Source organism: Variovorax brevis (assembly GCF_030317105.1).
GTDB lineage: Bacteria > Pseudomonadota > Gammaproteobacteria > Burkholderiales > Burkholderiaceae_C > Variovorax > Variovorax brevis.
In genome coordinates this window covers 23,287-44,165 of record NZ_JASZYG010000030.1, presented here as the reverse complement: position 1 = coordinate 44,165, position 20,879 = coordinate 23,287, and the positions used below count along the sequence as shown (strand labels likewise).

The window sequence follows — 20,879 nt, the reverse complement described above, 5'->3', positions numbered from 1 at the left end:
AGACTTCGGCACTTTTCGGAGTGCTTCCGAGAACTTGCACCTGTCGCAGTCAGCCCTGTCTCGTCGCATCGACAAGCTCGAGTCGGCGCTTGGCATCAAGCTGTTCAGCCGCACGACACGGAAGGTGGAGCTGACGACGGTCGGCTGAGCATTTGTGCCCAAGGCTCAAAACGTCATGCGCGAGCTCGACGACGCGCTCGTGGGGATAAAGGACGCGACGGAGCGAATCTCAGGGCTGGTGACGATTGCTTGCGTCCCGTCTGCTGTGGGCTACTTTCTGCCGGCTGCAATCAAGCGCTTTCACGCCTCATACCCGAAGGTTCGCATTCGTCTCATCGACGAATATTCCTCGGAGATCCTCGTAGCAGTCGCAAGAGGAGACGCGGACTTCGGGTTGACGTACATCGGCACGCAAGAAGCCGACATCAATTTCGAACCACTGCTGGAGGAGCGGTTTGTCGTCGCGTGCCCTACGGACCACGCTCTGGCAAAGAGGAAGCGCCTGACCTGGGCGGACTTGACGCAACACGCGTACCTGACGCTTGCTCAAGGAAGCGGGAATCGATTTTTGATCGATCAGGCAATCAGCCAAGTTGAAGCAAAGCCGCAGTGGATTTGCGAGGTGCGCCACGTACCAGCGCTCGTCAGTCTGGTCGAAGCAGGATTGGGTTTAGGCGTCGTCCCGCGCCTCGCAATGCCGCCGAAAGGGCATTCATCGGGACTGATCAGCATCCCGCTGGATGATCCAGCAATCACCAGGGTGATCGGGCTGATCAGCCGACGCGGGCGCGAACTGATGCCAGCCGCCCGCCTGTTCCATCAAATGCTTTTGAGCGGAAGTGAGAGCAGGAGAAATGAAGATCAGCCAAGGCAACGACACCGGGATCAAACGAAAGTGAGCTAAGCCATGCGCAAGGCGGATTGGATTGGTGACGACTGCTTTGGCATGCTGCGGAAGTTGGCAGAGCGAATCCGAAGGGCCGGAAGGGGCCCTGACCTCCATTTGAGCGGCGAAGAAGGCGGTCGTTCAAATCTGCGATGGCAGGGTCGCCGTCAAGATGTAGCCTGGCTACGACTGCAATACCTTCAGACCGGCCGTTGATGCCGAGGTCTTCTTCGCCCCGGACGACAGGAATCGGCCTCACAGCGTCAGTTCGTCGAGCGACCCTCAAAGACGGCAAACGCTGCCTATGCGCAGATCTCAACCATGCGCAGGTGTCGGAATTCTGGATGGCGTAGCCGTTGCTCGGCGCGGTATCTGGCCTGAGGATTGAGGTCGAACTGGACATGGTTCCGACGCTCGGATGCACTGGTTGTCCCACTTCAGGAGACAGCCATGGGTATCGTTTTCCTTAGTCGCGTCGACGACGCCAGCAAGCTGACCGTCGGACCAATCTCGCCTCATGTTGATGCGTTCAAGCAGCACCTGGTCGATGGTAGGTATCGTCGAGCACGGTCGCCAGCTATCTGGCGAACAGCTCGCACATGGTGATCGCGCATCCGGAAGCAAAGCCGATGGGGGGAGCAAGGCTGCGGAGGAAAAGTCGACGACACGATGACTTGGGTCGGCCCACACAGGTAGGCGACACGGCCGCGCCGACGTCTGGTGCGATTGGCATCCTCGCTCGTTGCCGTCCCTTGGCGTGAACAAGCATCTCGCCGGCTCTTCAATCGACATCATCCAAGGTGAGGGTGGCGACCTCGTCTGCCCGCAGCCCGAGCTTGGCCAGCATCGTCAAAATGGCATAGTCGCGCCGCCCCATCGCGGTTGCTCGGTCGCAACAATCGAATGCCTTCTGAACCTGCGCCGCAGAGAGGGAGGTCGGAAGACTCACGAACTTCCATTTCCTGATCGCAGGCACGCAGCCGGCCAGCGCGAACGGGTTCAGATCCATGTGATGGAGATACCGAAAAAAAGCACGCAGGGACCAGCACATTGCCTTACCGGAGCTCGGACTTCAATCCTTGGCGTGACGCTCGACATAGTGGATCACCTCCCTTCTGACCGATCTGGCCGGGGTCGGTGGCGCCGGCGGGGCAAACCTCGCACAGGAACCGGCGGATCGCAGGCAGATGGCGCACGATCGACCTTGCTGCCAAAGCGCGCTCGCTTCACAGATAGTCGCTGAACTCGGCAAAGATCTGCTCTTGAGGGGTGTCCGCTTGCAGCGCCAGAGGCGCGATCGTGCTGGTGGTGCGCAGAATCGACAGCCATCGCTTCAGCGCAGCCCGGTCGCCCGCCTGGATGGTCTGCTTACCTCCTCGGTGCTGCAGGTAGCGCTCCACCAGGCGTTCATCGAGGTTGATCAGCTCGGTCCGGCGGCTTGCCATCCAGGCCAATAGATCGCCGACCACGTTGAGGCAGCGCCAAGTGCCGTGGCCAGCGAGCCCAACCTCGATGAGGTGCGCCGCGTAAAGCTCGATGAGATGTCCATGGGCGCCGTTCTGGAGGCGCCGGAACAGCGGGCTCCTGTTCAAGTACTCTTCCGCATTGATCATCTTGTTCTCCGTTTTTGATCACGGAGCACACGATGAACCATGCCGAACCGATCACATACCGACTACGGAGGATCCTGGGAAAGGCGAGACCACTCGGCATCGTTCCGCAGGCGGCATCAACGGCAAAGGCCAACAACGTCGAGCCGTATCGCTACCTTTTCGCCCTGTTCAAGAAGCTCCCGCTGGCGCAGACGGCCGATGACTACGAGGTGCCACTGCCCTGGAACATCGCGCTGGCCGACGCCTGATATGAGCGTGCGCTTCAGAACGGCGCGAAGGCGAACGCGGCCTGCGCTTCGCGGCGCTGCTGGCGCTTGAGCCAGCGCTTGGTCGCCGCCGCGTCGCATAGCATGTGCAGTTCGCGTTGCTGCTGGTCGAGTTCAGCGCGCCATTGGCGACTCGTCTGCTCGAGCACGAGACCCAGCTTGCGCGGATCGAAACCCCGACCAGGCTCCAGACCAAACTCCATGCAGAACTCCATCTCGACGTGTTCGAGTTCGGCCTTGAGTTCGGCCAACTGCTCGCCCAGAACCTTGTTGTAGTGCTTCAGGCGCTGCTCGCCCGCATTGGCGATATGGCTCGCGTCGATCTGTTCGATCTGCAGTTGCAACTCCAGCAGCGCGAGCAGATCGTTGGACTCATAGGCCTGGTTGACGCGCTGCATCAACGCCGTCTTCGCCTCGCGTTGCCGCTCGTCGGGTTCGCGGTCCGGGTGCAAGGCGCTGGCCAGCTTGCGATAGACCTCGCGCACCGATTGCGTGGCCTGTCGCGCCTCGGCCTCGCGCCGCTGCTGAGCCACGCTCTTGCGTCGACGGCCGGCCTTCGCGCCGCGCTGAGCTTCCTGCGACGCCACCTGTTCCTGCAAGCCTTGATGCAGGCGCTCGAACAGTTCCGCATCTGAGTCGATGCCTTCGTCGTCGCCCAGGTCGAGGCCGGTCATCGCCTCGGCCAGGCCCTTCATCGCCAGCATCCTCTCGCGCTGCTCGATATCGAAGTCCACCTCGGCATGCTTGTCGAACAGCGCCTTGAGTTCCGAGTCGTCGCCGCGTGCGTCAAGCAGTTCACCAGCCGCCTCGCACAGCAATTCGCGCAGCGTGCCGCGCTCGACGTGGGTCCAGTTGCGTTGCTCAAGCGCTGCGTCCAGCGCCAATACCCACTGCCTGTGGCCGGCCAGTAGTTGCGCTTGCAATGGCTTCAGCACCTCGACATGCGCCTGACGATACGCCGCAGTGTTCTCGTTCCACGCCACCAGGGTCTGCCGCGCCTGCTCGATCTGCCGGATCAGCCTATTGAACCGCTTCTGCGATGGCGTCAGCGCCGGGCCAGCCGAGGTAGATGTGACTTGAAGTGCATCGATACGCGACACAGCCGGCTCCTAAAAGTGGACGATGACCCGTATTGTCGTACGGCACCGCTGCGCTGCTGCTACCGAAGGTATGGCGGCAGAGCCAGAGCGCGGATCATTGATCGCTTACGATTAGATGTACGCGTCGCTGACTTCCTGGTCGCTGAGCGTTGCGCTCTGGGCGGCGGCCGGACCGACAGTGGCGGCCAATACGGAGCCGGCCACCAAGCCGATCATTCGTTTGCTGTTCATTGCGCATTTACCTTTCGGGAATCGTTCGATCTGCAAGGGATGAAGAAGAAACGCGGTGTCGTTGCCTGCAGGGAGGATCTGGCGACTGTTGCCACGCTGCGCTTCGGGCACTTTAGGGCAGAAGCGCGCAATGCATCGATGCACCGACCGATGCCATGCCGTGCGATCAGTCCACCGCCTGCGCCTGCGGAAAGACCCACCGTCCTTCGAGGATCTGTGCACGCGGCCGGTAAAGCCGCACAAGGTAGTTCCAGCCCGGGGTGAGCGGCTGGCAGTTCGGTGTCGCGCTCTCGCAGCCGCCGAACTGGAGCAGGGCGCTGCCATCCGCACCCTTGCGGGCGGTCACGCTGCTGACCGTGTAGGCCCCTTGCGGGTTCGGCTGGATGTAGCCCTGTGCGTTGTACACGGTGACCGACCAGAACGCGTCCACCGGCACGTCCTTCACCGTGAGCTGGTAGACCGTCTTGCCGTCGTTGCGATCCGGCGTGACGGCCAGGTAGATCACGTCCTTCTCCGGGCTGCCGCCCCAGGCCGTCGCGGTGGCCACGAGATGGCGCACCGGGTCGACCTGTTCCCGCGTCCCGAAGCTGCGCTGGAGGTCGGGCACCGTTTCGCCGAGTGCGAGCAGTGCGTCCCGCACTTTCTTCTGGCTGGCCACATCCCAGTTCGGCGTTTCATAGCGGCCCACCGAAGCCTGGCTCGAACGGATTGCGTCTTGCACGGCATTCGCCTGCGCCATGTCCTGCGGGTCTGAAGGATCAACCAGCGTGCGGATGCCGATCAGCACATAGCGCGTGCCCACCGATTCGCGCGTGAAGCGGTACTCGCCGGGGCGATAGACCACGCCGGGCGTGTAGTGGTCTTCGTTGTAAGACTGCATGGAGATGAAGCGCTTGCCTGCGTCGGGCAGCGTCACCGTCACCGGGCCGGCGTCGAGGTCGAACACTGCGCTGGAATAGAGCGTGTCGCGGTTCGTTCGCACGACCAGCTGGCGGTCGACCGACGCCAGCGTGCGGTTGTGGCGGAACTGCCCGAAGCCGCCGTTGCGCGCGACGTTGCCGAAGAACCAATGCGACTCGGCACGCGTGAAGTTCTCCATCGTGACCGGCACGTCCGCGGCGGCCACGGGCTGCAGGCGCTCCGGTTCCGGCTTCTTCCATTGCCCGCTCGCGATCTCCGGCTTGGGCCAGAACAGGCGCAATGCCATCAGGAAGGGGCCCTCCGGTGCCGGCAGCCAGTTCGCTTCCTTGTCCTTGCCAGGTGACTCGCGCTGGATGTAGAGCGTCACGCCACCGTCGGCATCGCGCTTCAGGTCGGGCAGCATCGGCGAGTTGATGAGGTAGCGGTCGATCGGATTGGCCACCAGCAGGCGCGAGGGCAGGCGGTACATCGTGAGCGACCAGAAGGCGTTCACGGGAGGCAACTGGTCGGCCTTGAAGCGCAGCACATAGCGGTTCGCGCCGTCGAGCCGCTGGCCGGTCGCGTCGAGGTAGTAGCCCTGATAGATGGCTTCTGCCTTCGAGTTGCCGTAGATGCCCGCCACGGTGCCGCGCATGCGGTAGAGGTAGTTGTTCTTGAGTTGCTCGCGGCTGCCCAGCAGTTCGCCGCTGCCGAGCTGACCGGCGGACGCCTGCTTCTCCAGCTGCGCCTGCGCAGCCCATCCATCGGCCATGCCGTCCTGGATCGCCTTGCGAAGCTCGGGCGACAGGGCCTGCGCATCGAAGCTGCGCCCCGCGCCGATGCCGAGCTTCGCGAAGCGCTGCATCAACTCACGCTCGGAAGGGTGGATCGGGCAAAAGCGCAGCACGAAGTTCAGCACCTCGAAGAACTGGAGCGAGTTGCGCTCCTGCTCGATGGTCAGCGGCTTGATGAAATCAACCGCGGGTGTCGGCGCCGGCGTGGGCCGTCCCAGCCAGGCCGACAGAGGCTGGACCTTGTAGCCCGCCTGCACCTTCCTGACGCTCTCGATGTCGGCCGGACCCGAGAGCTGCGTCCGGTAGAACACGAAGGCGAATTGCGTTTCGGAGCGGATCACCTCGCGGATGCCGGCGGGCTTCTTGCCTTTCCAGTCCGGGCCGGCCAGCAGGTAGCTGCCCGCTTCGTTGCCGGTGGCGCGCGTGCCGACATAGGCGAAGTTGTGCGTGTAGGCATCGATGAACTGCGCGCCGTAGTAGCGCTTGTTCCCGACGGCAGGCATGGTCAGCACCAGGGGCTCTGCGCGCAGGTCGGCGCCGACATAGGAGTAGGGCGTGTCCGAGTTGGGCGTCTGGATCGCCTTGTCACCGGGCGTGTAGACCCTGGCGCTGTTCTGGATCGTGTTCCACGGCGCCTTGTATTCGGCGTTGTCGCGGTCGACGAAGTAGGCGTGCTGGATGCGGTAGTTGTCGACCAGCGGATAGCCGTAGATGTAGGCCTCCTTCGCGATGGTGCGGGCCTCGGCGGGCGTGGGGGGCTGCGTGGGCGCTGCCGGTGTTGCAGCGCATGCGCCGACGGCCGCGCCGCCGATTGCCGCCAGCGCGAGCAGCCTGCGCGCCAGCCGTCCCACGGCGCCGCGGGGGTTGTTCCTGAGTAGTCCTTGCACTGCGTCTCCTGTCTTTCGGTTTTGCCGCGTTGCATCCACCTTCGCGCGCGGCCGTCAGGCCAGCGTAGTTGTGCGCTCGCCCTGCGCGTCCCCCCCTCTTTGGAGGGTCAGGGGTATGCCGCGGGTGGGTTATCCCGTCTCTCAAGAAATGGGGGCTGAGCCCGGCCCCGCCCGCCCTGACTTTGCGCCCGACCGAGACATCAGGGAATTCGAGAACATGTGAGCTGAGGAGATTTTTCCAACATGAATGACTTCAAGAAAATGAAACCCCCCGAGATTCGCCGACACGCCCTGAGCGCCGCGGCACTGGTCCTGTGCGCCGGCACATGGACCTCGGTGCCCAAAGCATCAGCAACCGCGGCAAGCGATCGATTGCAATCGACCTGAAGACGGCCGAGGGCATGCAGACGGTCCTCGACCTGGTCGCAAGCTGCGATGCCCTCATCAAAGGCATGCGCCCCGGCGTGATGGAGCGCCTGGCCTGGCGCCGGACGTGTGCCTCGGCGCAAACCACGGCTCGTGTATGGCCGCATGACCGGGTGGGGCCCAGCACGGACCGTTCGACACAACTTCACTGGCCGCTACATGGGGCCTGCCGTCGGAGGGCAAGTTCGGAGGTACCCCGGTCGTACCTCGGCAAGAGTGTCGAAGTCAGCATCTTTCAGCCGCTGCTGCCGTTCACATTGAAAACTCGAACAGCAGCACTCAGTCTGAAGCACGTGTTCAGGTGTGGGCGTCAAAACAGAAGTGGGCTGGAAGCCGTCTGCCACGAACGGGAGCTCTGCGCCACTTCGCTCCAGCAGCATCCGCGCTACCGCGCGGATTGTGTGGTGGCGAGCAGCGAGGTGCCTCCCGCACGTCTTGCTCCTGCGTCGCTTGGCGGCATTGCAAGTGCAAGGAGCATCCCGGGTTTGTCACGGCCGTCGGGCTGAAGCTCACTGGCGGTCCTGGTTGACAACGTTGCGTCTACGGCGACTTCGGCGCTGAGCGCGACGGCGATCGCTTGTCCCCGCGCGATCCGAGCCCGCCCCCCTTTTAAGGGGGAGTGTGCCCGCTCATCGCGACTGTCATGATGCACGGACGCGAGCCGAAGCGGCAAGAAGCGTGTTTGTCCCCCTCAAATCAATTGTTGCAATGTCGCTGAACCAAGCTCCTGCCACTGCTTCTCCAAGGCCGCGGAAAGCCGCCATGAAATTGCGGCGGCCATCTAAGCCGATCCTGGGTTCACGGAAATCTGGCAGAGGTGTCGACGAGCTACAGGAGAGCGAGGAACACGCGTGAGCACCGAATATCAAGAATACCTGATCGAACGTTTCGAAGGAGAGGTCGAGGGCGAGTCGTTCTTTCGGGCCTTGTCGGAACGCGCCGAGGACACGAACCGGAAATACAAGTGGGAATTGCTGGCGCAATTGGAAACTGAAACCAAGGAACACATCCGCGCAGCGTTGAAAGAGCTTGGTTTGGAGCCGGCCGAGCCACGCAGGTGCATCGAGCGTGGTCAGCAGCTTGCAGAGCAACTCTCCCTGATGCCCTGGCTGGAGCTCTTGAAGGTGCTCCGGCCAGCCTTGCAAAATTTCGTGGCCGAGTTCAATGCGGCCGAAAAACTCACTCCCCCTGGCGGCAGGGAACGGCAGTTGCTGCGCCACATCACCAGGCACGAACAGGCGCTGCTGACATTTGCGGTGCGAGAGATGGAAGAGCGCGGCCACGCGTCAGTGGAAGCCGTGCGTGCGCTGCTGGGCAAATCGCCACTTGCTTCCCCTGGGAGCGCAAGGAGTTCCAAGCCTTCCTCGCCAATGAAATCCAAGGTGACGAAGTCCGTGGCCGAAGCCTTGACGGTCCGCGTCGAAAAAGAAAGCACAACTTCATGATGGACCTGCGGCTCGCCTCCCTGGCCGTCGCGATCGCCTCGCGCTGTTTGTACACAAGAGCGATTGCATGTCCGCCTGTGCCCAAAGCGGCACCTCCTGTACGGGACAAGACAGTCCTGCAGATCAAGTTGCTCGCCCCGGCGCTGAGCGTCGCGCTTGTCGCCAGCGCGTGCACCATCGCACCGCGCGTTGTCGCACCCGCTACGCCCAATGAAGTGGGCGAATTGCGCGCTGGCACTGGAATCCTGAAGGGCTACCTCGCGCCCGCCGAACTTCCGGACAGCCTCGTCCTGTTGCCACCGCCACCGGCTGATGGCTCGCCTGCGCTGGCGGCGGACACTGCCGCCTTCCAAAACCTGACGAACCTTCAAGGCACGGCGCGCGGTGCCATGGCCGTGTCGGATGCGAACCTGCGTTTCCCTGAAGCCGCTACGGTTTTCTCGTGCGCCTTGGGCGTGCAGATTTCCGAGCAGGCGACGCCCAACCTGAACATGCTGCTACGGCGCACGTTGACCGACACCGCCCTGGCCACCTACAAGGCCAAGGACAGGTACGTGCGCACCCGTCCCTTCGTCATGTTCAAGACAGGAACCTGTACGCCGAAGGAAGAAGCCTCTCTGGCCAGGGACGGCTCGTATCCGTCTGGCCACTCGGCCATCGGCTGGGGCTGGGCACTGGTGTTGACCGAACTGGCGCCCGATCGTGCGAACGCGCTGCTGGGACGCGGCCGGGCATTCTCGCAAAGCCGCGGCATCTGCGGCGTCCACTGGCAAAGCGATATTGAGGCCGGCCGCTTGGTTGGCTCCGCCACTGTGGCACGCCTGCACGCCAACCCGGTGTTCAACGCGCAAATGGCCGCCGCACGTGAGGAGATCACCAAGGCCAGTGCCGTCCGCACCCCGCCAGCGACGGCATGTACCGCTGAAGCCGCGACCATCGCGGGTTCAAGTTCGTCGGCGCCCTGAGCGGTAAGGGCGCGCGATGCGGTCAGTGCAAGTTCAATAGACCGCGACGGCCCTGCTCGGCGGCCACCAGCAAGGTGGCACGATTTGAACAGAAGCCAACCTCGCGGGTTTGCATGGCGGGCAGATGACAGTCCGTGATGCTTGCCGCCAGCACACGTCATCGTTTATTCAATGACGGCGGATAGTACGTGCGGGCGGCCACTTCGCCAGTCGGCCTGTAGAAGCGCAGAGTCAGGTTGTAGTTTTGCCCCTTGGGCGTGGGCAGCCAGTTGGGTTCCGGTGCATCCTTGGGCTTCTCGGGTGCAAAGTAAAGCGTGAGGGATCCGTCCTGCGCGGACTTCAACCCGGACTGGTTGTTGAGCAGGTAGCGCTTCTTCGGATTGGGCAAGACCCGCCTGTTGACTGAATCCACCGCGATCACCGACCAGAAATACGTGGCGTACTTCGCCGGCAGGCTGTCTTTCGGGAAGGTCAGCGTATAGACGTTGTCAGACCGCAGCTGCGCGTTGTCTCTGTCGGCGGCGCCCTTGTAGTAGATGACTTCCTGCGGCGTGTTGGCCCAGATCCCGCCGTAGTTCACGTAGGTGCGCGTCAGCCAGTCGTTGCCATACGCACCCGATGTCGAAGGTAAGGCCCACCCATCCTTTCGCGTGCCGTGCCCGACGTTGGGCAGCCCGGCTTCGAAATCGGGCATGCCCTTCTTCCGGACCACCTCGTCGATGCGCTTGCGTTCTGCGGGGTCCTTCACTGCCTTCGCGATGGCGCGCGTGTTGGTCTGGAGATTTTCCATGCCGGGATTGATGTCCGCCTCGCTGTCGAGCGCCAGTTCGGCCGATTCAAAAGCTTCCACGCCCGGCAAGGCAGTGGGCTCGAACAACACGGTCCTCGGAATGCTTTTGGGCAGGGCCGGCTTGCCGGTGGGCCTGAACTTGAACTGGTGCTGCAGGGCCACTGCCTTGTTCCAGTCGGCGCCCAGTTCCACCCGGGCCAGCACGCGCATGTACTTCACCGGCACATCGATGCGCTGCGTCGTTGCCGGCAGTTTGACATCTGCGCCTTTCAGGCAAACGGCGAAGTTGCCGCCAGGCCGGTCGGGAAAGACGCGCTCGTTGATGTTGGCCACCGTCTCGCCCCAGCCATTGAGAAAGTGCACCGTGTAGTAGCGGTCGGTGATCTTCGGCACGCTCACGGCGAGGCAACTTTTCTCGTCCACCGCCACCCAAGCCTCCGAATAGGCGACGTCCAGATTCGGGTTGGGCCACACCACCTGCCCCGGCTTGCGATGCACGAGCTCGTTCCACTTGAAGCCTTCCTTGAAATCGCGCTGCTGCTGCTCCAACACCAGCAGGCGGCTCAAGAGGTAGATGTAGGCATCGCTGATGTCCTGGTCGCTCACAGGGGCGGCCTGTGCAACTGCCGGACCTGCGTTCGCTGCAAGCAGCGCTCCGGCAGCAAGCGCGGCAACCATTCCTTTGTGCTTCATTGGGCGATTTCCTCTTTCATTGGCATTGAAGTGGGTCTCGTCAAGCCGGGAATTGAAGCACATTGCCGTGGCATTCGCGTGGATGGGCGCGTTGGCCAGGTCCCTGACGTTCACCGTATCCTGCGCCGTCCAGCTTTTGGCGATCGGTGTCAGCAGTTCGAGTCACGGTGCGCGTTGTCGCGCACCGCTTCAACTTCCAGCGAGCGCACGCCGTGAGCTGCGCCGAATACAGGCACAGCGCCACCGCGGCGGAGACATAGGCCTTTGGGCCAGGAGCATGCGGCGCACGTCGGCGTGTTCAATGATGGGCACCGGCGGCGACGCGGGATCGCCTTGGTTGCGCGTGCGGCGCTGGGCGCGCGTCGCATCGTCCAGCGCGTGCAGGTAGGCCGCAGGCGAGGGCAGTGGCGGTCAGGCCGACTCCGATGCGCGCCTTGTTCATCATGTGGAACATGTAGGCTGGGGCTTTGCCGGGCTTGCCGATGGTTCCGTTCGCGGAGGGCCTGGAACTTTCCATCGGCGAAGTTGAGCAGGCCACTGACCAGGCCGCGCTGGCCATCTTGTGCTCCATGCCGGCCGGCACCACGTCGGCGCGCCCGCCCGGATCCCCGGATTCGGGTCCACCCACCCCAAAAAGAAGGGGTCGATTGCAGCCCCCTCGCTCCTAAGCTGGACAGCATTCAACGAACCAGCCCGAAAAACATGAACGACAACTCCGCAGACCTGCGGGCGGTTGCTGGGATGCCTGCAGTGCGGTAGGCGAAGCTGCCGCGACTTTTCCGAGGACGACAGAAGTCATGGCGAGCACTGAGAGGTCGACACGACCGCGCGCTTCGCGCCGGTTGATGAAACGCGAGGCTTTGATGGCCCGCCGTAAGCGTCCGGCGATCGCATCTTGAATTCGCGATAGGAGCAAAGGATGCTCGTATCCACTAACTCATGGTGGACACGTGCACACTATCTCTTCTCAAGCTTCCGGCGATCGTCGGCGGCGCCGGCTGCACAGCGACGAGTTCAAGGCCAATGCGATCGCTTCGGCGGCGCAGCCTGGCGTTTCAATGGCAGCGGTGGCGATGTCGCTGGGCATCAACGCGAACCTTCTTCGCCGCTGGGTGCGTGACGCGGAGGTGCCGCCCAGCAAGATCGTGGTGGGCTCGCCTTGCAAAGCCTTGCCCAGTGCCAAGCCGGAGCCTTTGTCGTCGTCCTTCGTGCCCGTGCAACTGCCCGCACCAGTCGCGCCGGCGAGCGACATTTGCATGGAAGTCCGGCGCGGCTCCACGACTGTCGTGGTGACCTGGCCGGCGGCACTTGCTACCGAGTGCGGGGCCTGGCTGCGTGAGTTGCTGCGGTGATCCGCATCGACGCCGTCTGGTTGGCGGTCGAACCGATGGACATGCGCGCAGGCACCGAAGCGGCATTGGGCCGTGTGGTGAAGGTTTTCGGTGAAGCCCGTCCACATCACGGGCCCGCCTCGTCGACGCGAGGCGCCAGCGCTGCGTCGCCGTTCTGGGTCAGGCAGGCAGCGGCAAGACCAGCACCTTGCTGGCCTGGCGGCGCGAGCTCATGTCGCTCGACTTCGACGTGGCCTGGCTGTCGCTGGTGCCCGAACACGACCAACTGCAGCGCTTCATGCGTGACCTGCTGGCCAGCATCGCCAGCGTCGATCCTGCGATCGCGGCAGAGGCGGGGCTGCTGACCGAAGGCGTCGGCTCCGACGCCGAGACCGAGCGCTGGATCATCGTGCTGGTTCAGGCCATTGCGCCGCGCCAGCGCGACCTGGTCGTGATGCTCGATGTCCTGCAACACATCCAGGACCCCCGAATCTTCCAGGCTGTTCAGTGGCTGCTGGATTACGCGCCGGGGCGTTTGCACCTGGCTTTGAGCTCGCGCAGCGCGCTGCCGCTTTCCTTCGAGAGCATGCGCTCGAAGTCACTCGTCACCGAGCTGGACATGCGCGATCTGCGTTTCAGCCCTGACGAGTCGGAGCGCTATCTGCGCGAGCAACTTGGCAGCATTGACCGAAGCGACGCGCTGGCCCTGCACGATCTCTCTGAAGGCTGGGTGGCGGGCCTGCAGCTTTTCGCGCTGGACCTGCGCACGAAAGAAGGCAGCAGCAGCCGGTCGCGCTATGCCCCGGTGCGCGTGCGCGATGCGCAGGCCTTCGCCAGCTACTTCGAGCGGGAAGTGCTCGTTCGCTTGGCAGCTGAAGACCTGGACATGCTGACGCGGGCCTCGGTCTCCAGGCGCTTTTGCGTGCCGCTGCGCTTCGCTGCTGGCCGCGGCGCAGCCATTGCCGCGCGTGCGTGCAAGGCTCGGGAGGCTGGAAGAGGGCAACTTCTTCATCGTCCAGATCGGAAGCGCCGAGCCCGAGCCCTGGTACCGGCTGCACCCGCTGCTGCGCGAGACCCTGCTTGCGCGGGTGCAGACCTGGCCCGCCGAGGAACGCTGCGCCCTTCACGTTGCTGCCTGCCAATGGTTTGGTGTCCGCGGCGACGTGGATGAGGCGGTGCATCACGCCGTGCAGGCCGGCGACATGCCGCATGCGGTGGCTTTGGTCGAGGCCAGCGCGCATGACCTGCTGTCCGGGGGCGAACTGTCAAAGCTGGCGCTGTTGATGCGTCACTTGCCGCCCGAAGCGATTGCCTTGCACTTCGACCTGCACTTGGCCCAAGCGTATCTGGCCATGTATGCCCGCGATTTCGGGGCGTGCAACGCCAGCCTGCTGCAGATGGAAGCGCGGCTTGAAACGCTCGATCCTCGCCAGCGCTACGACCTTCTCTTGTTGCGGTGCGGGCTCGCCGCGCAGCAGGACCGGATGGATGTGGTGATCTCGCGCCTCGCGGCCCTGCGCGACATCCCGCCGGAGGCGAAGGACCTGGCCTGGACCAGCCGTGCCAACCTCCTTGCATGGGCACACATCCACGAGGGCGCGTACGAGCAGGCAAGGCAGGCCTTCGACGATGCGCAGTCTCGCAGCGGCGCGCAGCTCAGTACGCTTCTGGGCCGATGCATGATCGCGATCAGCGTGGCGCGCCAGGGAAAGCTCAGCGAGGCCGGGCAACTCGCGCGTGAGGTGCTGCGCGTGGCGCAGCAGCGTGGCGCGGTCTTTGGTGGCGTGGCATGCATGGCGGCGACGGCGCTCGCCGAAATCCTCTACGAGGCCGACGAAGTCGAGGGAGCGCGGGAACTCCTGGCGCCGCGCGTTGCCGCCATCGAGCAGCTCACCCCGCCTGGCTTCGTTCTGCAATCCCTCGCAACGCTGGCCAACTGCAACTGGCTCGCCGGCCACGAGGATCAGGCACTTGCTTGCGTCAACCGGCTCGAAGCCTATGCGCTGCGCTACCGGTTCGACCGCATTCTCGCGCACGCGCTGGGCCTGCGGCTGCGCCGCCATCTTTTGCGCGACGAGATGCAAGAGGCCATGGGATGCGTGCACCGCATCGAGATGCTCATGCGCGAGCATGCGGGCGATGGCTCCGTCGCGACCCGCATTGGCAGTTGCCTGGACCGCGCCCGGTTGACATGGCGCTTCATGGCCGCGACTTCGCGACGGCTGCCAGGCTGTTGCACGCGCAAGCTTCATCGGACAGCCATGCCGTGAACGCAACGCCGGTCGAAATGCAGATCCAATGGGCCTTGGCCTGCTTCGGGATGGGCGAACCGGACGCTGCGCGCGAGCACCTTCTTGAAGGCTTGCGCGTTGGCCACAGCTTGGGGCGGGTGCGCTCGGTACTCGATGTTTCGTCCGAGGTGCCGCACCTGATGCGTGTGCTGCTTGCCCGTGAAGGTCTCGATCCCGTGCTGGCCTTCTACGTGAGCCGCCTTCATTCTGCCGCCGGCCACTCGAATGCGTCGCCGACGGTGAAGGTCGCACCAAGTCGATACTCGTCGTTCTTCATGGTGGGCTTTGTCACGTTGGTAAATGCGAAGCGCGAAAACGGTCTGGGGATCGCTGCTCAAAATGCGACGGACGGATTTTCGGCGATGCCGGTGAAATGGCGCCTTGCTTCGAAGCGGGCGGCCAGTTGCTTGCGGCAGAGCGATGCGCACAACAAATGGCGCTTGATTGCAAAGTGCTGACGGATGGGGCCAAAGCTTGGGAGAAAAGCTTGCGCGCGTCCAGGCAGGCGAAAGCCTCGCATGCGCCGCTCGCGCTCACGAGTGGGCTGATGGGTGTTTTCGGCTCGGTTGTTCGCGCGGGCACGTCCATGCCGCCGTACTAGGCGCGCCATATGTAGAAGGTCGCATCGCTGCAGCGCCCTTCCCGTGCGACGGCGTCTTCGTGTGGTTCTCCTTTGGCGTCAGCCACCCGATCACCGTTCTCCCCCGACCCAGATTCCTCGATGTAGTCGGCGAAGGTCAAGTACCGAAGTTAGATCAGTCGCTCGGGCAGAAGAATGCTGAATGTCAGCTTGCTGCGACTGCCATCATTCGGCAGCGAATTTCGAAAGTCAGCAGCCAGTCTTGAAGCGACATTGTCGTGATGCCTGGAAAGGCGCGAGTCACGTCACTTTGACGTGCCGGCATCGAGGGAGGTACTCGGCAGCGTGGTTGGCCATCATGTGTCATGGGCCACGTATCGGGATCGGCAGTCGGCCTTGCCATTGCTACAGCGCGCATCAACGAGTGTCTGCAGGGGAGGGACTGAGCGTTTCCCCCATCATCGATTTCTGACATGCAAAGCCCGTATCGCTGACTTGTGATGACATGGGCACGACCCTAGCATCAAGCAGGCCTTGCGTGGTTGGCTGCGCAGTCTGCCCCGGGCCTTCAAGACCAATACGAGGAGACACCTGCATGAGTTCATGGAAGTTGATGGCCGCCAGCATGGCCGGCGCCGTCATGATCGCCGCCTGCGGCGGCGGTAGCGACAACAACAGCCCCCCGCCCACTACAAACCCTCCACCCAGCACGCCTGCCAAGGTTTCCTTGCAGGTGTTGTCGAGCAAGCCGGAGCATGTGTCCGGCGGCGACGCACGCGTGGCTGTGCTGGCGCCCAAAGAGGAGCACGCCCAGATCGAGTTGTGGCTCAACGGAGAGAAGATCGACCCCAAGCTCGCTTCGAGCGCCGACCGGCTTGAAGGTTTGGTCGCGGGCCTTGCGCTCGGCGACAACACGCTGGAAGTGCGCCACAAGACGCGGGGCAAGCTGGACACGCTCAAGCTCAACAACCATGCGATCACGGGCCCGATCTTTGCCGGTCCGCAACAGGAACCCTTCGTGTGCTCGGTGGTCAGCGAACTCGGCAAGGAACCATTGCCCGACACCACCGACACCAAGTACTTCGCGGTCAAGGACAGCGGCGGCGCCACCGTGGGCTACAGCCGCAACTGCTCGATCGACTCCTATGTGCAGTACTACTACCTGCCGGTCGGCGGCACCAGCCACAAGAACTATTTGCCCATGCCGACCGATGGCTCGCGTCCATCGAACATCGCCAAGACGACGCTGACCGACGGGCGTCAAGTTGACTTCATCGTGCGCTGGGAACGCGGCACGATCAACCGCTTCATCTACCAGTACGTGATGCTCGCGCCCTTCGGCGAAGACCCCACCAAGCCCGACACAAGCCTGTGGAACAAGCGGCTCGTCTATGTGTTCCAGGGTGGCGTGGGCTTCGGCCACTACCAAGGCGGCCCCGACACGCGCGTGGGTGCGATCGAGCAGGTCGGCAAAGGCTATGCCGCGATCCATTCCACCGGCACGCGCACCGGCGAGCACTACGACATGATCCTCGGCGGCGAGACGGCGCTGATGACCAAGGAAGGCTTCATCAAGCGCTACGGCGTGCCCAGTTACACCGTGGGCATCGGCGGCTCGGGCGGCGGCATCCAGCAGTACCTCTACCCGCAGAACCATCCGGGCCTGATCGACGCGGCCATTCCGCAGCAGCCGTATCCCGACATGGTGGGGCAAATCCCGCACGTGGGTGACTGCGAGCTGCTCGAGTACTACATGGACGTGACCGACCGCGCCAACACGAAGTGGACGACATCCATCAAGAACCGCAGCTGGCTGGTGGGCCTGAACGCCGAAGAGACGGTGGCCAACCCGTTCTTCGCGCTGCAACCGTACCTGCCCAACGTCAAGATGGCCACGGGCTCCACCGAGTGCCGCAAGGCGTGGATGGGCCTGACCGCTGGCGCAATGAACCCGACCTTCGACGCGGACAACATCGTGGGGCGGGCCGGCACGCGCATGAACCTCGCGGCCTTCGGCCCGATCCACTTCAGCCACTACGACGACGTGCGCAACGTCTACGGCATCGGCGCCGATGGTTATGCCCGTTCCAACTGGGACAACGTCGGCGTGCAGTACGGCCTGCAGTCGATGAAGGAAGGCAAGATCACGCCCGCGGAGTTCCTGGACCTCAATTTCAAGGTCGGAGGCTGGAAGCGTGCCAGCGAGATGGTGGCGGAGGGCTTCCCGTACAACGGAACCAGCGCGCCCGAGCAGCAGAAGGCCGCCACGGTCCCGGGCTACTTCGACCCTTGGGGCGCGCGCAACATGAACCAGTGGAACCCGGCGACGCCCAACGTGCCGGCACCGCGCACGCATGGCGACATGGAGGGCATCAAGGCGACCCTGCGCTCGGGCCTGATCTTCACCGGTCAATCGGAGATCCCGACCATCGACTGGCGCCCGTACCTGGAGCACAAGCTGGACATGCACAACGTGCACCAGTCCTTTGCGGTGCGCAAGCGCATCCGCAACAAGATGGGCAACTCGGACAACCAGGTCATCTGGTTCACCGAGACGCGCGGCACCACCACGCCTTTCGACCAGTCTCCCATGGCCTTCGAGGTGATCGACGAGTGGATCAACAAGATCCGCGCCAACCCGGGCCGCAGCGTGGCCCAGAACCGGCCGGAACGCGCCGCCGACAGTTGCTTCGACAACACCGGTGCGCTGATGGCCAAGGGCGGCGACGTCTGGGATGGCGTGCTCGACAGCAAGCCCAAGGGCACTTGCACCCAGGCGTTCCAGATGTACAGCACCTCGCGCATCATTGCGGGCGCGCCGATCGAAGGCGGCATTTTCAAGTGCGCGCTGAAACCGCTGGACACGGCGCTTACCGATGGCACCTACGGTTCGTGGACGCCCACCGCGTCGGACGTGCAGAAGCTCAACGCCGTCTTTCCTGAAGGCGTGTGCGACTACAGCAAGCCCGGGCAGGGCATGCCGTAAGCGGGTCGCCTGAAACTGAAAAAGCCACCGCATGCGGTGGCTTTTTTCATGCTCCGGCGCGATTCAGGTGAGGAGGAGGGCCATGCCGGGATCGCCCTTGTGCATCGCACGCTGATAGGCCTCGCGCCCTGCAATCCGCTGCAGGTACGCAAGGATGTTGCGATAGGGAGAGAGGTCGAAGGGCATGAAGTAGCGCATCGTCGTCAGTGAGAAGAACAGCATGATGTCCGCAGCGGTGAAGTCCTCGCCAGCGAGAAAAGGCGCTTCGCCAAGCCGCTTCTCGATCAGTGCATAAGCCCCGACAAGCCGGTTGTGCAGCCGCGCGGCAATCGGGTTGTCGGCAGGTACCTTGAGCCGCCGCACGAACATGTTGCGGCCCATGTTGGGCTGGAAATTTCCGTTGGCGTAGTGCCACCAGAAAATGTAGTGGGGGTAGTCGGGGTGGTCCGGCCCGAGGGTCAACCGGCCGCCGGCGTACTTCGCGATGATGTATTCCACGATGGCACCCGACTCGGCGAGCACGAGTTCGCCGTCGGTGATCACCGGTGCCGTGCCCAGCGGGTGCAGCGCGACGAGTTCCGGCGGCGCCAGCGCCGTCGCGGGATCGCGGACGTAGTGCCTGAGTTCGTAAGGCAAGCCGAGCTCTTCGCACAGCCACACGATGCGCTCCGATTGCGACTTGCCGAGGTGATGGATGATGAGCACGGCGGTTTCCTGGTGGATGGGTTGCCCATCTTCGCAGCAATCCGGCTTCAGTCCACCAGCCTGTTGTGCACCGCGTACTGCACCAGTTGCGCGTTGGACGCAACGCCCAGCTTCTCGAGGATCCGGCGGCGGTAGGTGCTGACCGTCTTCACGTTGATCGACAGGCGTTCTGCGATGGCCGTCAAGGCGTCGCCGGTCACGATCATCCGCAGGATCTGCGCCTCGCGCGCCGACAGGTGCTCGTGCGGCCTCGGGCTGGTGGCCGAGCCGTGCAGTGAATCGAGCAGGGCCTGCGCCACGGCCGGCGTCACGAATTTCTTGCCGCGGTTCACGTTGCGGATGGCGGCAATCAGGTCCGAGGCCTCCATGTCCTTCGCCACGTAGCCCTTGGCGCCGTTGCGCAAGGCGCGGATGGCGTATTGCGGTTCGGCGTACATGCTCAGCATGATCACGTGGACCGCAGGAAAGCGCGCATGCACCATGTCCAGCACATCGAGGCCGCTGCGGTCGGGCAGGTTGATGTCCAGCAACAGCACATGCGTGTCGCCGCGCTCGAGCATCTGCAGGCCTTCGCGCCACTCGCCGCTTTCCTCGACGCGCTCGATGTCCGGAGCATCCTGCAGCACCTTGCGCAGCCCCGAGCGGAACATGGCGTGGTCGTCGATGGTGAGGATGTTGATCATGAGTAGAGCAGGGGGTTGTCGGTGATCGGCGCGTGCAGTGTCACCTTGGTGCCTGCGCCCGGGGCCGAGTCGATCGTGAGGGTGCCGCCGATCTCGTGGGCGCGTTCGCGCATCGAGATCAGGCCCAGGGAAAAGCGCGAAGGGTCGCGCATCGCCATGGCGAGCGGCATGCCGCAGCCGTTGTCCTCGATCTCGAGCCAGAACGCGTCGTCCGACCGGCGCAGGCGCACCGCGACGGCCGTGGCATTGGCGTGGCGCGCCACGTTGGTCAGGGCTTCCTGAAAGATGCGGTAGACGGCGATGGAGCGCCAGCGGCACAGGTCGAGGTCGTCGAACTCCACCGGATGCATGCTCATGCGCAGGCCGGATCGTTCGCAGAAGCGCTTGAGGTGACTGGCCATCGCCGCGTGCAGTCCCAGATGGTCCAGCAACTGTGGCCGCATCGATTCGGACAACTCGCGCACGTTGTCGATCGCCTCGACCAGCAGCGCGTTGAGGTCCGACGCAATTCCCCGGATGGCCCGCGAACGCGAACGGCGCGAGATGCGCCCCACGTCGAGCTTCATCGAGGTCAGCAAGCCGCCGAGCACGTCGTGCACTTCGCGCGCGTATTCGGCCCGTTGCTGCTCGCGGATGGTGTTGAGGTGCGATGCCAGTTCACGGTATTCCTGGCGCGATTGCCGCAGTTCGGCATCGCGCTGCACCTGCGCGCTGATGTTGACGCCGACTCCGACGATCGCCGGCCGGCCGCGGTATTCCATCGCCTCGCCATGCACCTCGATGTACACCACGTGCCCGTCGCGATGCAAGCCTTGCGTGATGAATCGCATGCTCTTGACTTCGCCGGAGATGCGCTTGTTGTAGCGGTCCATCACCTCCGCCTCGTAGTTGGGCGGCACGCATTCGCGCAAGGGGCGGCCGGCCATCTCTTCGACCGAATAGCCGGCCATCGCGCCGAAGGTGGCGTTGGCGTAGTGGAAGTGCTCGTCCTGCAGGATGTAGATGCCGGCAACGGACTGTTCGACGATCCCGCGAAACGGGACGGAATCGATGCCGTGGGCATCAGGGGTCTCATGCGTCATTGTTCTTGCTCGCGCGCCGTCGATGGGGCGCACCCCATCGCAGTCTCCGAATTGTTAACTGGTGTTACCTGATGGTACCGACTCCACCCGGGCGCGGCGTCAGCACAAACCGCAGATCGCTTGGTAATTGCCCTGAGCCGCGCACCCGTTTTTCTGACAGGAAGTTCCCGTTGATCTGACTGGTCGCATGCCGGCGCGATCCCTAGCATCGGATGCCCGTGCAGC

The 20,879-nt window shown here is 63.7% G+C and carries 14 protein-coding genes and 4 pseudogenes; 9 read left to right on the top strand and 9 right to left on the bottom strand.

Annotated features, from left to right (window positions below):
* Positions 1-904 (top strand): annotated as a pseudogene (locus QTI66_RS36610) (LysR family transcriptional regulator); the annotation flags it as partial.
* Positions 905-1,667: 763 nt separating this feature from the next.
* Here the strand turns inward: QTI66_RS36610 and QTI66_RS36605 are convergent.
* Together QTI66_RS36605 and QTI66_RS36600 are read right to left on the bottom strand one after the other, a co-directional pair.
* Entirely contained in the window at positions 1,668-1,895 is a 228-nt protein-coding gene (locus QTI66_RS36605; RefSeq protein WP_286565278.1) for a site-specific integrase, read from the bottom strand.
* 217 nt (positions 1,896-2,112) lie between these two features.
* Positions 2,113-2,499: a hypothetical protein gene (locus QTI66_RS36600; protein WP_286565277.1), complete on the bottom strand. Its 387-nt coding sequence runs from the start codon at positions 2,497-2,499 to the stop codon at positions 2,113-2,115.
* Positions 2,500-2,618: 119 nt separating this feature from the next.
* Between QTI66_RS36600 and QTI66_RS36595 the strand changes: the two are divergent.
* Positions 2,619-2,747 (top strand): annotated as a pseudogene (locus QTI66_RS36595) (transposase domain-containing protein); the annotation flags it as partial.
* Positions 2,748-2,761: 14 nt separating this feature from the next.
* Here the strand turns inward: QTI66_RS36595 and QTI66_RS36590 are convergent.
* On the bottom strand, positions 2,762-3,865 hold the full coding sequence (locus tag QTI66_RS36590) for a J domain-containing protein (protein WP_286565276.1): 1,104 nt from the start codon (positions 3,863-3,865) through the stop codon (positions 2,762-2,764).
* Between the two features lie 397 nt (positions 3,866-4,262).
* The gene (locus QTI66_RS36585; protein WP_286565275.1) at positions 4,263-6,677 is read right to left on the bottom strand and encodes a DUF1254 domain-containing protein; all 2,415 of its coding nucleotides are present in this window, start codon (positions 6,675-6,677) and stop codon (positions 4,263-4,265) included.
* A gap of 243 nt (positions 6,678-6,920) precedes the next feature.
* On the opposite strand from QTI66_RS36585, the gene QTI66_RS36580 reads away from it, so the two are divergent.
* The 4 genes and pseudogenes from QTI66_RS36580 to QTI66_RS36565 all read left to right on the top strand — a co-directional run bounded on the left by QTI66_RS36580 (position 6,921) and on the right by QTI66_RS36565 (position 9,513).
* The gene (locus tag QTI66_RS36580) at positions 6,921-7,064 is read left to right on the top strand and encodes a hypothetical protein (protein WP_286565281.1); all 144 of its coding nucleotides are present in this window, start codon (positions 6,921-6,923) and stop codon (positions 7,062-7,064) included.
* Positions 7,004-7,244: pseudogene (locus QTI66_RS36575) on the top strand (CoA transferase); the annotation flags it as partial. The gene QTI66_RS36580 and the pseudogene QTI66_RS36575, both read left to right, overlap by 61 nt.
* Before the next feature lie 710 nt (positions 7,245-7,954).
* A complete protein-coding gene (locus QTI66_RS36570; RefSeq protein ID WP_286565274.1) occupies positions 7,955-8,548 on the top strand; it encodes a hypothetical protein in 594 nt (197 codons plus the stop codon).
* 128 nt (positions 8,549-8,676) lie between these two features.
* The gene (locus tag QTI66_RS36565) at positions 8,677-9,513 is read left to right on the top strand and encodes an acid phosphatase (RefSeq protein ID WP_286565273.1); all 837 of its coding nucleotides are present in this window, start codon (positions 8,677-8,679) and stop codon (positions 9,511-9,513) included.
* Positions 9,514-9,670: 157 nt separating this feature from the next.
* Here QTI66_RS36565 and QTI66_RS36560 read toward each other — a convergent pair whose 3' ends face one another.
* A complete protein-coding gene (locus tag QTI66_RS36560) occupies positions 9,671-10,996 on the bottom strand; it encodes a DUF1214 domain-containing protein (protein ID WP_286565272.1) in 1,326 nt (441 codons plus the stop codon).
* 950 nt (positions 10,997-11,946) lie between these two features.
* On the opposite strand from QTI66_RS36560, the gene QTI66_RS36555 reads away from it, so the two are divergent.
* Both QTI66_RS36555 and QTI66_RS39765 read left to right on the top strand, forming a co-directional pair.
* A complete protein-coding gene (locus QTI66_RS36555) occupies positions 11,947-12,348 on the top strand; it encodes a transposase (RefSeq protein ID WP_286565271.1) in 402 nt (133 codons plus the stop codon).
* A 947-nt stretch (positions 12,349-13,295) separates the two neighbouring features.
* On the top strand, positions 13,296-14,597 hold the full coding sequence (locus tag QTI66_RS39765) for a winged helix-turn-helix domain-containing protein (protein ID WP_353506272.1): 1,302 nt from the start codon (positions 13,296-13,298) through the stop codon (positions 14,595-14,597).
* Between the two features lie 355 nt (positions 14,598-14,952).
* Here QTI66_RS39765 and QTI66_RS40035 read toward each other — a convergent pair.
* Positions 14,953-15,198: pseudogene (locus QTI66_RS40035) on the bottom strand (IS6 family transposase); the annotation flags it as partial.
* Positions 15,199-15,793: 595 nt separating this feature from the next.
* On the opposite strand from QTI66_RS40035, the gene QTI66_RS36530 reads away from it, so the two are divergent.
* Positions 15,794-18,184 carry a DUF6351 family protein gene (locus QTI66_RS36530; protein WP_286565269.1) on the top strand — a complete coding sequence of 797 codons (2,391 nt, stop codon included), beginning with the start codon at positions 15,794-15,796 and terminating at the stop codon, positions 18,182-18,184.
* 63 nt (positions 18,185-18,247) lie between these two features.
* Here QTI66_RS36530 and QTI66_RS36525 read toward each other — a convergent pair whose 3' ends face one another.
* Genes QTI66_RS36525 through QTI66_RS36515 form a run of 3 tightly spaced genes read right to left on the bottom strand, consistent with a single transcriptional unit; the run spans position 18,248 to position 20,654 of the window.
* The gene (locus tag QTI66_RS36525; RefSeq protein WP_286565268.1) at positions 18,248-18,889 is read right to left on the bottom strand and encodes a glutathione S-transferase family protein; all 642 of its coding nucleotides are present in this window, start codon (positions 18,887-18,889) and stop codon (positions 18,248-18,250) included.
* A 47-nt stretch (positions 18,890-18,936) separates the two neighbouring features.
* The gene (locus QTI66_RS36520) at positions 18,937-19,572 is read right to left on the bottom strand and encodes a response regulator (protein WP_286565267.1); all 636 of its coding nucleotides are present in this window, start codon (positions 19,570-19,572) and stop codon (positions 18,937-18,939) included.
* The gene (locus QTI66_RS36515; RefSeq protein WP_286565266.1) at positions 19,569-20,654 is read right to left on the bottom strand and encodes a PAS domain-containing sensor histidine kinase; all 1,086 of its coding nucleotides are present in this window, start codon (positions 20,652-20,654) and stop codon (positions 19,569-19,571) included. The genes QTI66_RS36520 and QTI66_RS36515 overlap by 4 nt, the downstream gene beginning before the upstream one ends.
* Positions 20,655-20,879 lie beyond the last annotated feature (225 nt).